The following is a 243-nucleotide window of genomic DNA, read 5'->3' as shown; positions in this document are numbered from 1 at the left end:
GCGCCTGCCTGGCGCCCTGTCCGAGCCAGGCCATCCAACTGCGCGCGCTATCCACCAAGGAGTCTCCACGACATGCCTGAAGCCCTGCAGATCGCCAGCCTCATCCTGCATTGCCGACCCGAGCGACTGCCGGCGGTGAAGGCCAACCTGGCGCTGCTCGACGGCCTGGAGATCTACCAGGAAAGCCCGCAGGGCAAGCTGATCCTGGTGCTGGAAGCCGAACGCGAAGAACAGATTCTCGAC

The 243-nt window shown here is 65.0% G+C and carries 1 protein-coding gene; it reads left to right on the top strand.

Annotated elements, in window-relative coordinates:
• Positions 1-72: 72 nt before the first annotated feature.
• Positions 73-243, top strand: a 171-nt coding sequence (locus tag ACLJNW_RS27945; RefSeq protein ID WP_410961857.1) for a chaperone NapD, incomplete at its 3' end; no start/stop codon positions are given.

The sequence above is a fragment of the Salmonella sp. SAL4457 genome (genome assembly GCF_046548235.1).
GTDB lineage: Bacteria > Pseudomonadota > Gammaproteobacteria > Enterobacterales > Enterobacteriaceae > Salmonella > Salmonella enterica.
This window is presented reverse-complemented; position numbering and strand designations above follow the sequence as displayed.